The sequence below is a fragment of the Streptosporangium sp. NPDC049078 genome (assembly GCF_040648855.1).
In the GTDB taxonomy this organism is placed as follows: domain Bacteria; phylum Actinomycetota; class Actinomycetes; order Streptosporangiales; family Streptosporangiaceae; genus Streptosporangium.
In genome coordinates, this window is the sequence record NZ_JBEZEL010000012.1 from 34,069 (window position 1) to 48,413 (window position 14,345).

General features: G+C 72.9%; 12 protein-coding genes. 4 read left to right on the plus strand and 8 right to left on the minus strand.

Annotated features, from left to right (window positions below; translation table 11 throughout):
* Nucleotides 1–251: 251 nt before the first annotated feature.
* From AB0B90_RS21330 to AB0B90_RS21340, 3 genes are all read left to right on the plus strand, one after another.
* The gene (locus AB0B90_RS21330) at nt 252–1,211 is read left to right on the plus strand and encodes a sulfotransferase (RefSeq protein WP_350950015.1); all 960 of its coding nucleotides are present in this window, start codon (nt 252–254) and stop codon (nt 1,209–1,211) included.
* Nucleotides 1,208–2,149, plus strand: a complete 942-nt coding sequence (locus tag AB0B90_RS21335) for a glycosyltransferase (protein ID WP_350950014.1) — start codon at nt 1,208–1,210, stop codon at nt 2,147–2,149. Before AB0B90_RS21330 ends, AB0B90_RS21335 begins: the two co-directional genes overlap by 4 nt.
* A gap of 62 nt (nt 2,150–2,211) precedes the next feature.
* The gene (locus AB0B90_RS21340; RefSeq protein ID WP_362924237.1) at nt 2,212–3,225 is read left to right on the plus strand and encodes a WecB/TagA/CpsF family glycosyltransferase; all 1,014 of its coding nucleotides are present in this window, start codon (nt 2,212–2,214) and stop codon (nt 3,223–3,225) included.
* Between the two features lie 155 nt (nt 3,226–3,380).
* Here AB0B90_RS21340 and AB0B90_RS21345 read toward each other — a convergent pair whose 3' ends face one another.
* The 6 genes from AB0B90_RS21345 to AB0B90_RS21370 all read right to left on the minus strand — a co-directional run bounded on the left by AB0B90_RS21345 (nt 3,381) and on the right by AB0B90_RS21370 (nt 10,579).
* Complete coding sequence (locus AB0B90_RS21345; RefSeq protein ID WP_362924239.1) at nt 3,381–4,394, minus strand: sulfotransferase; 1,014 nt, start codon at nt 4,392–4,394, stop codon at nt 3,381–3,383.
* A 90-nt stretch (nt 4,395–4,484) separates the two neighbouring features.
* Nucleotides 4,485–5,777, minus strand: a complete 1,293-nt coding sequence (locus AB0B90_RS21350; protein WP_362924241.1) for a lipopolysaccharide biosynthesis protein — start codon at nt 5,775–5,777, stop codon at nt 4,485–4,487.
* Complete coding sequence (locus AB0B90_RS21355) at nt 5,765–6,649, minus strand: sulfotransferase (RefSeq protein WP_350950010.1); 885 nt, start codon at nt 6,647–6,649, stop codon at nt 5,765–5,767. The genes AB0B90_RS21350 and AB0B90_RS21355 overlap by 13 nt, the downstream gene beginning before the upstream one ends.
* Nucleotides 6,646–7,752 (minus strand): hypothetical protein, encoded by a 1,107-nt coding sequence (locus tag AB0B90_RS21360; protein WP_362924244.1) that lies wholly within the window; start codon nt 7,750–7,752, stop codon nt 6,646–6,648. Before AB0B90_RS21360 ends, AB0B90_RS21355 begins: the two co-directional genes overlap by 4 nt.
* Nucleotides 7,749–9,041, minus strand: a complete 1,293-nt coding sequence (locus AB0B90_RS21365; protein WP_362924246.1) for a hypothetical protein — start codon at nt 9,039–9,041, stop codon at nt 7,749–7,751. Before AB0B90_RS21365 ends, AB0B90_RS21360 begins: the two co-directional genes overlap by 4 nt.
* Nucleotides 9,038–10,579 (minus strand): Wzz/FepE/Etk N-terminal domain-containing protein, encoded by a 1,542-nt coding sequence (locus tag AB0B90_RS21370; protein WP_362924248.1) that lies wholly within the window; start codon nt 10,577–10,579, stop codon nt 9,038–9,040. The genes AB0B90_RS21365 and AB0B90_RS21370 overlap by 4 nt, the downstream gene beginning before the upstream one ends.
* A 321-nt stretch (nt 10,580–10,900) precedes the next feature.
* Here AB0B90_RS21370 and AB0B90_RS21375 point away from each other — a divergent pair, with 321 nt between their 5' ends.
* Nucleotides 10,901–12,025 (plus strand): hypothetical protein, encoded by a 1,125-nt coding sequence (locus tag AB0B90_RS21375; RefSeq protein WP_350950006.1) that lies wholly within the window; start codon nt 10,901–10,903, stop codon nt 12,023–12,025.
* A 55-nt stretch (nt 12,026–12,080) separates the two neighbouring features.
* On the opposite strand, the gene cysC is transcribed toward AB0B90_RS21375, so the two are convergent.
* A complete protein-coding gene (gene cysC, locus AB0B90_RS21380; protein ID WP_350950005.1) occupies nt 12,081–13,310 on the minus strand; it encodes an adenylyl-sulfate kinase in 1,230 nt (409 codons plus the stop codon).
* 122 nt (nt 13,311–13,432) lie between these two features.
* Nucleotides 13,433–14,161 (minus strand): methyltransferase domain-containing protein, encoded by a 729-nt coding sequence (locus AB0B90_RS21385; protein WP_350950004.1) that lies wholly within the window; start codon nt 14,159–14,161, stop codon nt 13,433–13,435.
* Nucleotides 14,162–14,345 lie beyond the last annotated feature (184 nt).

Here is a 14,345-nt window from a genome sequence, read left to right on the forward strand (position 1 = left end):
CGTCGGATCGCGAGGTCGCGGTCCTCCCCTTCTCCGACCTCCCTGGCCGGTCGCGAGGTCGCGGTCCCTTCCCTGTCCGATCTCCCTGTTCGGTCGCGAGGTCGTGGCCACTCCCCGTTCGGTGGCCGGGATTCAGGGGACGGGCGGCGTCGCACCCGTTGGGTAGATCCTTTGTCCGTTCTCCGACCCCTCTGTTACGCTCCGCGCTAGCCTCGACACGTTCCGTATCCGCCGGGTAAGGATTCGTGCCTGTGTCTGATAGTCCGTCACCTGCTCGGGTGGTATTCCTGGGCGGCCTCGGCCGTAGCGGGACCACACTGCTGGAGCGCCTGCTGGGGGAGATCCCGGGCATCGTTCCGCTCGGTGAGGTCGTCCACCTCTGGGCGAGGAGCGCGCTCGCGGACGAGGCATGCGGGTGCGGTGAGCCCTTCGGATCGTGCCCCTTCTGGGAGAAGGTCGGCGAGCGCGCGTTCGGCGGCTGGTCAGAGGGCCTCGCCCACCGGATGATCGCGCTCAGGTCCCGCGTGGACCGCACCCGGCGCATCCCCACGCTGGCGAGGCTCCTCGCCGAGGAGCAGACGGGCACCGGCCGATGGCCGACGCCCGGCACCGCGGAGCTGGACGAGTACGTCGCGATCCACCGCGACCTGTACGACGCGGCGGGCGAGGTCGCCGACTGCCCGGTCGTGATCGACTCCAGCAAGCACGCCTCGCTCGCCTTCTGCCTCGCGGCGGCCGGAGTCGACGTCCAGGTCGTTCACATGGTCCGCGACCCCCGAGCGGTCGCCCACTCCTGGCGGAGGAGGGTCGCCCGTCCCGAGGACGGGCGCCCGATGACCCACTGGTCGCCCTCCCGCACCTCGCTGCACTGGCTGAGCGAGAACCTCGGACTCGAACTCCTCGCCCGCAGGGGCGTCCCGGTCACCCGGGTCCGCTACGAGGACCTGCTCGACACCCCCGCCGACACGCTCAGGCGGGTGGTCGCCAGGATCGGGCTCCCCTGCCGTCTCGACTTCCTCTCGGGCAGGTGGGCGGAACTCTCGACGGCGCACACGGCCTCGGGCAACCCCGTGCGCTTCACGGTCGGCCGCACGGAGCTGACCAGGGACGACAGCTGGCGTGACGTCGCGTCGCCCCGGCAGGCGCGCCTGGTCACCGCGCTGACCTGGCCCCTCATGATCAAATACGGCTATTACCGGAGAATCGCGTGAACACATCGGTGGGTGTCGTCATCCCCACCCGGGGACACCGGCCCGACCAGCTGCGCGCGGCCACGCTCGCCGTGCTCGGTCAGGACCATCCAGGACCCGTCGAGGTCGTCGTCGTCGTGGACGGCGGCGATCCCGCCTGGGTCGCCGACCAGGTGGCCGACCTCCTCGCCAGCCGGGCGGTGACACCCGGCCGGCACGGGCCGTCCTCACGCGGCGTGCGGGTGATGGCCAACCGGTTCACCCCCGGCCTGCCCGGCGCCCGCAACACCGGCATCGCCGCGCTCGGCACCGACCTGGTCGCCTTCTGCGACGACGACGACCAGTGGCTGCCAGGAAAGATCGAGGCCCAGGTCGCCGCGCTGGAGGCGGAGCCGGAGGCGCGTTTCTCCAGCTGCGCCATCGAGGTCGAGTACGGATCGCGGCGCATCGCCCGGCTGGCCGGGACCAGTCGCGTCACCTACCGCCACCTGGTGCGCTCGCGGATGGTGATGGTGCACTCCTCGACGTTCCTGTTCCGGCGCGGCGGCCTCTGGGCGGACGAGAGCGCCCCCGGGGGACAGAACGAGGACTGGGACCTGGCACTGCGCGCCGCGGCCCAGCACCCCATCGTGCACGTCGACCGGCCCCTGGTCCGGGTGCGCTGGGGCGGTTCCTCGTACGTGGCCCGCTGGGCCGACCGGATCGCCGGGCTGCAGTGGATGCTCGCCCGGCACCCTGATCTGGCCGTGGATCCGCGCGGCGCGGCGCGGGTCTACGGTCAGCTCGCCTTCCACCACGCGGCCCTCGGCCAGCGCAGGGAGGCGGGCCGCTGGGCCTGGCGGGCCTTCACCGCCCGCCATGGCGAACCCCGGGCACCCATCGCGCTCGCGGTGGCGACGGGCCTGATCCCCGCGCGGACCCTGCTCAGCGTCCTGCACCACCGGGGACACGGCATCTGATGGCGCCCGTCACCCGGCATCCGCGGGTCGTGCTCCGCCACGGCGCCTTGATCGTTCCGCCCGTGACGAGCCAGGTCGCCGCCGAGCGCCACGACCCACCGTTCGCCCCGCTCCTGACGGTGAAGGCCGTCGAGCGCCCGACGGTGCCTCCCTCCTCGCCCCGCACCGACCACCGGTCCGCGACCACCGGTCACGACTCGGCGCCCGGCCTGCCCGCCGTCGCAGGGCAGGCCGGGACGCCGGTCACCGGGCGGGAGGCTCCCGCGGCCGTCTCCCGCAGGAGGCCCCGACCCGACAAGGCCACCCGCAGGCGTCTGCGCAGGCGCGTGCGGGTGGCGGGGGTCGCGATCGACCCGATGACCGAGGGCGAGGTCGTCGAGCACGTGGTCGCGGCTCTGAAACGCGGAGAGGGCGGCCACCTCGTCACCCCGAACGTCGACATCAGCCGGACCGTCGCCCGCGATCCCCGGGCCCGCCGACTCGTCGAGCGCGCCGATCTCGCGGTGGCGGACGGCATGCCGTTGGTATGGGCGGCGAGGCTGCTCGGCACCCCTCTCCCCGGCCGGGTCACCGGCGCCGACCTGATCTGGTCCCTGTCGGAGGCCGCCGCCTTCTACCGCCATCCCGTGTATCTCCTGGGCGGTCCCCGGGGCACGGCCGCGCAGGCGGCCCGCGAGCTGGTGGGCCGCCATCCGGAGCTGGTGATCGCCGGGGTCGGCGCCCCGCCCTACGGATTCGAGAACGATCCGAAGAGCTACGCCCGGGTGCGCGACGACGTGATCGCCGCCGCGCCTCGGCTGGTCTTCGTCGGGCTCGGCTTTCCCAGACAGGAGCGCCTCATCGCCTCACTCCGCCGTGACCTGCCGGGCACCTGGTTCGTCGGCTGCGGCTCGGCGATCGCCTTCGCCGCGGGCACCGTGCGGCGGGCACCGGCGTGGATGCGCCGCGGCGGCCTGGAGTGGGTCTTCCGGCTGACGCGGGAGCCGGGCAGGCTCGCCCGCCGCTATCTGGTCGACGACCTGCCGTACGCGCTTCGGCTCCTCACGGTCTCCCTCGTACGCGGCCTCTTCTCCTGAAGCCGTGTCGCCTCGAAGCCGTGGGGGCGTGGGGCTGTGGGGCCGTGTTCTCGTGAGGTCGTGACCCTGTGAGGTCACGCGCCGTGAAGGCATGGGAGTCGTGAAGTTCCGGAGCGCCGGAGCCTCACGACTCCACGGTGTTTCCCGTGCGGACCTCAACGTTCCGCCGAGGCGAGTCTCCTGACCCGGAGGGCCTCCTGCGGGCTCAGCCGAGCGTCGGCCTCGGCGAGGGCGCGGCGCGAGTCCATCGGCCGGTAGGCCGTGCGGGACAGGCCGCTCCAGGCGAAGCCGCCAACGCCTCTCTCCGATGTGCCTGTGCCTGCGCTCATGCCCTCTGATGTGCCCGTGCCCGTGCCTGTGCCTGTGCTTAACGCCTCCGTACTTGATGCCCTGGTGCTTGACGCGCCCGTGCACGCGCGGCGGATACGCGCCTCGGCGCGGGCCGTCCAGGTCAGGCCCGCCCACTCGTACAGGCGGCGAAAGCCCGCCAGGGGCTCGCGGGCCAGGTCCTCGTAGCGGGCGAGCATGATCCCTGGGTGCCGTTCCGCCAGGTCGGCGGCGGTGGTCCCGGCCGCCCGCCACAGGGCCACGGCCTTGGCGACACGGTCCTGGGAGCCGACCAGCGGGCGCAACGCCTCCAGGTGGGGCTGGTCGCGCATCAGCAGCGGCTGTTCGAGCAACTCGTGAAAGTAGACCGTCCAGCCGAGCCGCTGCCAGCTGCCGACGAACGCCACCGGATCGCGCAGCAGAACGATCACACGGCAGCCGAGCCGGTCGGCGAACCAGCCGGCGGAGAACAGCGCGAACGGGTCGTCCAGCAGCGCCCGGCGCCCGCCCAGCCGCCCCAGCGTGAACGCGGTGCCGTACCGGACCATCCTCGCCAGGTCGTACGGTGACCGGTTGCGGCGCAGTTCGGCGAGGAACCCGTAGCGCAGCGCGACCGTGCGGGTGAAGGCGGGCAGCCAGGCCCGCTCGTTGTCCGGGCAGATGTACTGGAACCGGTGGCCGACCACGGCGTCGAGGACACCGGGGGAGTGGCCCGGCGGGTGCTCGGGGTTGAGCGGCTCGTTGACGTAGACCAGCTCCCCGCTCGCCGCGAGCATCCTGCCCGTCCAGCTCGTCCCGGTCCTGGGCAGCCCGGTGACCAGTACGGGCGTCACGGTGCCCATCACGTGTCCAGGCTTCCGGAACACCCGGGCCGCGCGGTCATGGCGTCCACCTCGCGTTCAGGGCCGTAGGGGGCGGGGAAGGAAGGGAGGTCATGCCGCCCGCCGGGCGGCCGGGCTGCGGGCGCCGAAGGGCCGCAGGCCGTACCGGCGGTGGATGTGCCAGAGCGGCAGCAGGTTCTTGACCACCGTGCCCCCCGCCCAGCCGAGGGCGGCACCGAGCGAGCCCAGCGACGGGATGAGCAGCAGGTCCAGCGCCACCACCGTCGCGACGGCGGCGACCAGGTTGGCCAGGCTGGAGCCGGTGTGCCCGGCGGAGGTCAGCACCACGTCGGCCATACCGCACGCCGTGGCGAGCATCATCGTCGCGGCCAGCACGAACGCCACCGGCGCACCGCCGGTGTAACCGTCACCGAAGACGGCGCCGAGCAGCCACGGCGCGAACGCGGCGTATCCCAGCCAGACCGGCCAGGTGAGCAGGACCAGCCAGCGGGTGGCCGACCGGTACAGCTCCCCGGCGCGCGGCAGGTCGCCCTCGGCGAGGGCCCGGACCAGCCTCGGCTGCATGGCCTGCGCGAGTCCCTGACCGGCCAGCTGACCCACGATCTTGAAACGGGTGGCGGCGGTGTAGACGGCGGCCTCGGCCGGGCCGGCGAGCAGCGCCACGATCACGACGTCCAGCCGCTGGAACACCGCCTGGATCCCGGCAGCCAGCGACCGTGGCCAGGTGTGACGCCACAGCTCGTGCGCGGCGCCCGGCTGCAGGGGCGTCCCGGGCAGCCGCCGCCGCAGCCAGATCGAGGCGAGCAACAGGACCGGCAGGTACGGCAGCGCCCAGGCCGCGGCGAGCAGGGGCACGGAGCCGTGGCCCGCGAGCACCACCGCCCCGACCAGGAGCGACTGGGACACCGGCTGCAGCACCCCGTCCAGCAGCACGGTCGGCCGCATCGAGCCGAACCCGCGGGTCGCGCTCACCACGACACCCGAGCACGTCACCGCGGGCAGGGCGACCGCGAGCACCCGCAGCGCCGGGTCGGAGACGGTGAGGACGACCGCCGCGCCGGCCGCCAGCGAGAGCGCCGCGACCGGGACGAGCGCCGCGCGGACGTAGCCGGAGGCGTGGTGGTGGTCGAGGAACCGGGACCTGGCGATGAAGTGGACCAGCCCGTTCCCCGCGTCCAGCCGCAGGACCGTGGCGGCCGTGAGGCACAGCGCGGTCGCCGAGAAGAAGAGACCGGCCGCCTCCTGCTCCACCCCCCTGGTGACCAGCACGACCGTGAGGAACTGCGCGGCGGCCCCCGTCCCCGCTCCCGCGAGCCCTGCCACCCCGCCCCGCGCGGCCCCGGTCAGGCGGCCCGCCAGGCGGGTGGGGATCAGCGGCGCCACGAAGGCTCCGCGCCCAGCCACGAGGTCAGCAGGGTGTCCTGCTCCTCGAAGTGGGCCCTCAGCTCGCGACGGAGCTTGCGGGGCATGGGACCCGGCCTGGCCCGGCCGTTGTGCCGTTCGAACACCGGCTCACCGAGGTGCGGCAACCCGAGGAACGCCAGCACGCGGTCGTAGGCGAGATCGGGTTCGGCGAAGAACCGGCCGCTGTCGATGACGAGCAGCCGGTCGCGGCCGACCAGCGGCTCCAGCCGGGCGAGTTGCTCGGCGTAGCGGCCCCTGGCGAGATAGGCGTGGTGGCGGTGGGCGAGGTTCGTCGAGTACGGCGAGGTGCGCAGCCGCTCCTCCGCCCCGGCGAGCCGCTCCTCCTCCAGCCGCACGGCCCTGGCGAAGGAGCGCTCCGTCTCGAAGCCCCTCGCCAGCTCGTGGGCGTGCGCGGAGAAGGCCCGCTCGACGGGGTCGCGGACCAGCACGATCAGCTTGGCGCCCGGCAGGTCGCGGGCGATCCTGGGACCGGCCAGTGGATGGAACAGGTAGTAGGGCGACGACTCGAAGGCCTGGGCGGGAAAACCGTACCTGCGGGCCGGCCGGGAGGCCGACACCCGCAGCGGGAAGTGCGCCCGGTACCAGGACAGGTCCCGGTCGTACGCCGTGTCGAAGTAGTGGACGCCCTTGCGCAGGACGGGCTTCAGGATGAGGGGGTGCTGGGACAGGACGCGGTACAGCGAGGTGGTGCCGCAGCGCTGTGCTCCGACGATGAGGAAGGAGGGCAGCACCCGGCTGCGGGAGGTGAGGCGCCCTATCGCCCACGAGGCCGTGTGGACCGAACGCTTCAGCGCGGGTCTCACGGCCTTCACGGCCTTCACAGCCTTCACAGCAGGGTCTCCTGGGAGTCGGCGAGGGGGGTGAGCCAGAGCTCCGGTGGTCCGAGGGGCGCGTGGCCGTCGGCGGCGTGGCGGTCGGCGAGGGCGATCAGGTAGCGGAGCGCGGTGAGCCGGGACTCGGCGGCCGAGAGCCCGAAGGGTGCCAGGATCCGCAGGGACCGTGCCACGCAGGCCCTCGCCGCGGTGGCCGGATCGGCGCGGCGCAGGGCCCGCTGGAAGAAGTGGTGGACGGCGTCGAAGCCCAGCGGGACCCCGGTGCCGAACCGCTCCCAGTCCCAGACCAGCAACCGTCCGTCGGGGCCGCGCGAGATGTTCCACGGCGTCAGGTCGCCGTGCCAGGAGAACGACCGCTCTTCGAGCCCTCCGCTTTCAGGAGCCGGGCTCCCTCCGGCGGGGACGCCGAGGAGGGCGTGGCCGGCACGGGCGGGTTTCCCGGTAGGCGGGTCTCCCGCGACGGGATTGCCGAGGGAGGGCCGGCCCGCGCGGGCGGGTTTCCCGGGAGGGGGGTCTCCCGAAGCCGGGTCCGAAGCGGCGGGGGCGCGATCCGGGACGTCGCCCCCGGGGATGCGGGCGATCTCGTCGATCGCGTCGACGAGGACGTCACCTGGTATCCGCCCCCGCCGTACGGGGAGCGGGGTGAGCGCCAGCACGGACAGGCCGCGCCAGGTTCCGTGGTGCAGCACGGCGGGCGGGACGACGGTCTTGAGCGGTACGCCGGCGAGCAGGCCGAGGGTCCGCGCCTCGTGGGAGACGAGCTCCCGGGTCAGGTCGGTGTCGCCGATCTTCACGAAGGCGATCGGCCCGTCGGCGGCGCGCGCCTCCAGGATCGGCTTGCGGTTGGCCCGGCGGGCCGGGCGCACCCGCAGCGTGACACGGACGGCGGTGCCGAACACCTCGCTCAGGTGGCTCTCGATGCCGTCCCGGCCCGAGGACACCGTGACCCTCCCGCCGGGGTGCCACCAGGCGCGGGGGACCAGCCTGCGGGGGAGCAGCCGGTGGGGGAGCAGGGTGTAGGGGCTCGGGTCGCCGGGGCCGGGGAACAGCAGGTCGAGGGTCTGGTCCAGGTAGCGCAGACGGGCGCGGGCGTCGTTCATGAGGCCGTGCTCGCCATCGAGTTTCTCCAGAGCAGTGCGAACGAGACGAGGTACAGGCTGAGCGGTGTGACCAGCCCGTCGTAGACGAACATGTAGAGGAGGGTGAGGATCATCACGAGGACCCCCGCGACGCCGATCGGGCTCCGGTCACGCCAGTGGCGGCGGACGGCCCCGGCGAAGAACGCCACGTAGAGCGCGGCCCCGGTGAAACCCTGCGTGATCATCAGGTGCCAGAGCTGGCCGTCCCCGCCCAGAGGCGGATGGCCGCAGGTGGGGCACCAGCCGCTCTTGCCGGTGGTGATCGTCCGGTGGTTGCCCGTGGCGTTGCGGGTGTTGCCGTACCCGATGAGCGGCGCGGTGCTCGCGGCGGCGAGGGTCGCCGAGACGGTGAAGGCGCGGATGCCGTTGCTGTGCGGGTTGTCGAGCCGCTGGGCCACCATCGCCTGCAGGGGGCTGAGGGCGAACACCAGGGCCCCCGCGGTCAGGGCCGCGCAGGTCGCGACGCGGGCCCGCGTGCCCAGCCGCAGCAGGACGTACGCGGCGGCGACGCCGAGCCCGATCCACAGCCCTCGGTTGAGCGAGTAGACGACGGGGATCGCGGCGAGCGCGACGAGCGGGACGACGGCGAGGCGTCTGCGCGGCCCGCCGTACACCCACCAGCCGACCACGAACCAGACGAGCAGCACCGAGAGGTTGCCACCCCAGGCGTTGGCCCACTCGAACGGCGCCTCGGGGCGCGGCGAGGCGTGGCCGAGGACCTTCTGCATCTGGGCGGCGGTGGGGTGGATCAGGTTGTGGACGAAGGGGTTGCCGCCGATCCAGTCGGGGAGGACCGTCTCGACCGGTGAGGTGAACTCCACGCGCGGGGCGAACACGCCCAGCAGGCCGCCCGCGACGGTCGTGAGGAACAGCGCGCCGAGCATCCGCACGAGGGTGAGCTGCGGCAGCTCCTCCTCCGTCAGGTTGCCCAGATAGAGCACCATGACCAGCAGCGAGACGTACAGGAACAGGCGCATCAGATAGCCGAGGAGCCGCCCGGCGCCGAACTCGCCGTAGGTGCCCGGAGGCATCTCGCCGAGCATGAGCGCGCTGATCAGGTAACCCGCGAGGAGCAGCAGCCAGAGCCCGAAACCGCGCGGCGCCCTGATCGGCCGCCTCCGCCACAGGACCAGTGCCATCGCCGGGGCCACCACGATCACCGACAGGCCTCCGAAACCGAGCGCCCACCAGACGGGATAGCCCACCAGGAGGGCGGCGATCGGCCAGACGGCCGGACGCGGACACCTCACAGCCTGCGCCCCCTCCGGCCGTCGGCCGTCTGCCCGATGGTTGGAACGTTCCCGTTGGCCCCGAGCGCGAGCGGCACCTCCGGCCCGTCGGCGGGTCCGCGCGCCCCGTCCCTGTTCGCCTCGGAGGTGAGCCACGACTCCGCCCTCTCGGCCGCCCCGCGTGTGCCGTTCCCGTGCCCTCCGGGCGTCTTCGGCGCCTCCGGTCTTTCCGCCGCCCGGTGTGCTCCGTTCCCGTACGCCCTGGGCGCCTGCCGCGCCTCCGGTGTGCCGGGGGGTCCGTGCGCTCCCGGCCTGGCGGGTGCCTCCAGGCTCTCGCCCGGCGCTCTGAGCAGGGCGGGTCCGCCCGCCAGGCCGGCCAGAGGCCGGTCGGCCCTTCGCTGGGCGCCCTCGCGGCTCCACCCTCCTCCGGCCCGCGGCGCGGACGCGACCTGCGGGACGTACGGCCCCTGCGATGTCGGTCCCTGCGATGTCGGTCCCTGTGACGCGTACGGTCCCTGTGGAGCGCGCGCCGCGTGAGAGCCCCGTCCGGCGGGGAGCGAGGGGACGTCGTCGCCGATGACGAACGTGCCGACCACGGGGATCCCGCGATCGTTCAGCGCCCGTACGGCGTGCTTGACCTCGCGCGGGGAGGTGCCGGGTGTCGCGACCACGAGCACCGCGCCCGCCGGGCCGTGCGCCCGGACACCGTCGAGGGTGTCCAGGCCGGTGAGGCGGCCGACGGCTGCGGGGGGCCGCCGGGCGGTGTCGAGGCGGTCGCGGAGCCAGGCGGCGCCGACGCCGCAGATCAGTCCCGCCATGAGGCCGCTGCCCAGGTAGAGGGGAGGGCGGGGGGTGGTGGGTTCGGCCGGCGCCGTCGCCTGGCTGATCACGGAGCCGGGGGTGACGGCGACGGTCTTGAGCGCGTCGTATTTGGAGGTGAGGCTGTGAACCTGCCTGGCGAGGACGTTCTGCCGCTGGAGGGCGAGGGCCCGCTCGGTGGTCCCCCTGCCGAGGCCGGGAAGCTCGGTGGCGACCCTGGTGAGACCCGCGTTGGTCTGCCTCAGCTTGACCAGCACGGCCCTGGTCTGGGCCGCGAGCGTCTGGGCGGAGGACTCGCGGCGCTGGGCGAGGTAGGCGAGGGCGTAGGCGCTCGCTCCCGAGGCCGCGGTCGCCGGGTCGGTGGCGCTGCAGGAGATCTCCAGGACCGAGGTGTTGGGCGGCACCGAGACTTCGGCGGGGCAGGAGAGGCCGTCGAACAACCGCCTCGCCTTCGCCTCGACCACCGCGGACCTGGCCACCTGGGCCTCGGTGTCGAGGTTGAGCGGTTCGCGCTGACGGCTGGTGACCTGGTTGGTCTGTTCCTGCGCTCCGGTCGCGGTCACCAGGACCTGCCCGGAGGCGGTGTAGGAGGGCGGGGTGAGCCACATCAGGGCGATGCCGCCACCGGCTCCGGTGAGGAACAGGGAGAGGACGATCAGCCACCGGCGGCGGAGAAGCGACGCGTAGTCCGCCAGATCCTCGCCTCCGCGGCGGACGGGGGCGTCCGGTGACGGGCTCATGTGTCGCTGGTGCCTCTCCGGCGAACAGACGCTGGGAACCCTTGGAACTATAGGTCGGCTTTCCGTTTCCCCGAACCGATACGCAAGATTTTCTTTGCGTTGGCCGCGCCAATCACAGGGAGATAACAGCGGTTTATCCGATATTTCCTATCGTCCGCGAGGCAGCTGTGGCACGGACCGGCAAAGTCAGGGACGAGGCACGTCCGGGCGATGGGAAGGTGTTCCCCCGTGACGGTCGAGGACGGCCCACGAATGCGTACGCGCGACGGCTGTGAGGAAACGGTGCATCAGACAAATGCTCCTATAGACGTAATTCCGCGAGTGGTAAGAATCGCCGGTTCCGGCCTCGTGCTGGCGCTGGGTCTGGGCACCCTCGCGCTGGGAATCGCCGGGCTGAGCGGAGGCGGCAGGACCTCCAACGCCGTGGACGCCCCGGGTACCGCCGACACGGGGGAGGCCCGTGCCGCGGCGGGCGCCGTCGGTGCCCCGGGAGCACGCGAAGGGCGCTCCCGGGCCGCCTGCGAGGTCGGTGCCAAGCTCGTGCCCTCCTGCGGCGCCTGGTGGGGCATCGCACCCGAGATCTTCACGGGACGGCCGCAGAAGCGGGCCCTGGAGAGGGCCGAGAGACGCATGGGCCGGCCGGCCGACATCATGCACGTCTACCACCGGGGCGACGAGCTCTTCCCGACCCCCGCGGAACGCGCCATCGCCCGTGACCCGGCCGGCCGCAGGCTCCTGCTGATCAACTGGAAGCCGTCCCTCGACCACACCTGGGGGCAGATCGCCCGTGGGGCGCTGGACGAGCGGATCGACCGGCTGGCCGCCCACATCGTGCGAACCTTCCCCGAGCGGTTCTTCCTCACCGTCCACCACGAGCCGGAGGACGACGTACGGGAGGCCCGCGGCAGGGGAATGACGGCGGCCGACTACGCCGCGATGTTCCGCCACGTGGTCAAGCGCCTGCGGCAGGGGGGCGTGACCAACGCGGTCACGGTGATGACCTACATGGGAGCGCCCAACTGGGCGTCGGAACCCTGGTTCGAGAAGCTCTACCCCGGTGACGACGTGGTCGACTGGGTGGCGATGGACCCCTACGTCGACCACAGGGTCCACAGTTTCGACGGGCTGGTGAACAAGACCCGCCCCGAGTTCCCCCGCTGGTCGGGGTTCTACCGCTGGATGGGGGAACGCTTCCCCGACAAGCCCGTCATGCTCGCCGAGTGGGGCGTCTTCGAGCGTCATGACCGGCCGGGGTTCAAGGAGTCGTTCTTCGACTCGGTACGCGGGGAGATCGGCGAATACCCGCGGATCAAGGCTCTGATCTACTTCGACTCGCCGCGCGCCCCCCGTGGCGACACCCGCTTCGACACCACGCCCGGCGGCCGGAGGGCCTTCGGCGAACTCGCCCGCGACCCACGCCTCGACGCCGTCGTCCCCGCCCGCTGACGGCGGCCACCGGGGCGTCCGGCAGGGGCTTCCGGGCCTGGGCGTCGGGGCGGGATCAGCGGATCCAGCCGCCCTGGATCAACGGATCGAGCACCTGGTGCACCGCCCGGTCCACGCTGATGCCGGTGGTGTCGATCTCCAGGTCGGCGTCGTCCGGCTCCTCGTACGGGTCGGAGACGCCGGTGAACTCGGGGATGATCCCCGCGCGGGCCTTGGCGTAGAGGCCCTTGCGGTCGCGGCGCTCGCACTCCTCCAGGGGGGTGGAGACGTGGACGAGCAGGAAGTCGGCGCCGACGGCCTCGACCATCTCCCGTACCTCCTCGCGGGTGGCGGCGTACGGCGCGATGGGCGCGCAGATCGCCAGACCGCCGTGCCTGGCGGCCTCGGCGGCGACGAAACCGATGCGGCGGATGTTGAGGTCGCGATCCTCCTTGGAGAAGGTGAGCCCCGCGGAGAGCAGATGGCGGACCACGTCGCCGTCGAGGTAGGTCACCGTGCGGCTGCCGCGCTCCAGCAGCGCGTCACGCAGCCCTCGGGCGACGGTCGACTTGCCGGAGCCGGACAGGCCGGTGAAGAAGACCACCAGCCCCCGGCGGTGCGGGGGACCGGGAAGCGTCACGGGCTCGGGACCCGCCAGGTGCTCGGTCGCGCCGTAGGCCTCGGCCACGCGCTCGCGCAGCTCCAGGTCGATGGCCGGCTCCCTGGGCGCGAGCGGCACCACCGCGACGAGCGTGCCCTCCGGCAGCCCCTCACGGGCCTTGAGCGCGGCGCGGACCACCGCGGGCCCGCCCTCGCCGTACGCGAGCGGGAGCAGCAGGATCGACGCCTCCAGCTCCCGTGCGGTCGCCGTGATCTCGCCGAGGTCGCCGAGCGGCCCGCGCATGGTGACGGCGAGGACCGACTCCCGCCCGTTCAGCTGCTCGCGGACCCGCGCCGGGGTGAGGCGGAGCCGGGCGAACGGCCCGTGCTCGGGGGCGTCCAGCGCCTCGACAGGCCCGGCGACGAAGCCGTCCGCACGCTCGGTGACGGTGAGCACGGCGAGCGCCGCGCCCTCGGGGTCGCGCAGGGTGATCCGGTCACCGGGGGCGGCCGGGTGGTCGTCGGGAAGGGTGAGGGTGACCGGCGCGGGCCACGGGGTGCCGTCGGCGAGCGCGCCGTGCTCGTCCACGGCGTGCGCGTCGGCCGAGCTCAGGAAGCCCTCCAGCGGCCTGAAGGCGCCGGAGAGCAGCAGCTCAAGGTCGGCCAGCTCGCGGGCGTCTGGGGTCCACTCGAAAGGCGCCGTCATCTGCTCCACCATCGCGGTCGTCGGAACTTTCCTGCTCCGCCCGCTCACGATGGACGACCCCGTCCGGCGAGCCTGGGATCCGGCCGCCCGGTGAAATCCCAGGTGCCCCGGCCCGGTGGATCTCAGATCAACCGGGCGAAGTGACTCTGGGGCTTGCGGATCACCAAAGTTATCTCGTCGTGAGACGCGGGCCGGCTCCCCCTGGAGAGGGCCTCCACCACCGAGCAGGTGGCGCGGGCAAGCTTACCGAGAGGTCCGCGGAGCGCGGGACCACTGGCGGTGGAGATGTCCTCGGTCACCATCAGCCCGCGCACGAGGCAGAACGAGTGCATCCCCTCGCGCGAGGCGATCTGCTCGTAGACGGCGGGCAGCGGGCCCACGGTCCCGGCGGGAACGAACCTGCGCCACAGCCATCGCCGCAGCCCCGTCGGGGTGAGCCGGTCGCACGCCCCGTACGCCGAAGCCCGGTCACGCATCCTCACCAGCAGCAGCCCGCCGGGCCGCAACCCGGTGAGCAGCCGGTCGAGCACCAGCTCGGCGTGCTCGATCCGCTCCAGCAGGAACGGCACGTAGACGACGTCGAACGCCCGCGGGGGCACCGGCACGGAGCGCAGGTCGCCCAGAGCCCAGGAGTCCAGGTCCTTGCGCGCGGACGTGCTCGTACGCAACACGGGCAGGTCCTCGTCGATCCCGATGACCCTGGACTCCGTCTGCGCGAGATCGAGCGGCTCAGGCCATCCGCACCCGGCGATCAGGATGTCGAGCCGCCGGCCGAGCTGGCTGCTCCACTGCTCCTTGATCCGCTGACTCAACAGGTCGTCCTGATCGACGACCGACCTCACCTCTGCCATGTAACCGAGAGTAGTCAAGTCGGCACGATTCAGCTACATGGCGACGCTGCGCGTCGCGGTTCGGCCGCTGGGATCCGGCTCCTTCCCTCGTCGGGGAAGATCGCTCGTTCCTCACGACCTTCCCCTCCTCAGTCCAGTCGCCGGCGCGGCCTCACGGGTAGTCCCGCCATTGGAGACGCTGGGG

Bases quoted from the DNA above. Each gene is read 5' to 3' on its own strand.
- AB0B90_RS21370 (WP_362924248.1), bottom strand. From the start codon at position 10,579: ATGAGCCCGTCACCGGACGCCCCCGTCCGCCGCGGAGGCGAGGATCTG.
- cysC (WP_350950005.1), bottom strand. From the start codon at position 13,310: ATGACGGCGCCTTTCGAGTGGACCCCAGACGCCCGCGAGCTGGCCGAC.
- AB0B90_RS21345 (WP_362924239.1), bottom strand. From the start codon at position 4,394: ATGGGCACCGTGACGCCCGTACTGGTCACCGGGCTGCCCAGGACCGGG.
- AB0B90_RS21360 (WP_362924244.1), bottom strand. From the start codon at position 7,752: ATGAACGACGCCCGCGCCCGTCTGCGCTACCTGGACCAGACCCTCGAC.
- AB0B90_RS21385 (WP_350950004.1), bottom strand. From the start codon at position 14,161: ATGGCAGAGGTGAGGTCGGTCGTCGATCAGGACGACCTGTTGAGTCAG.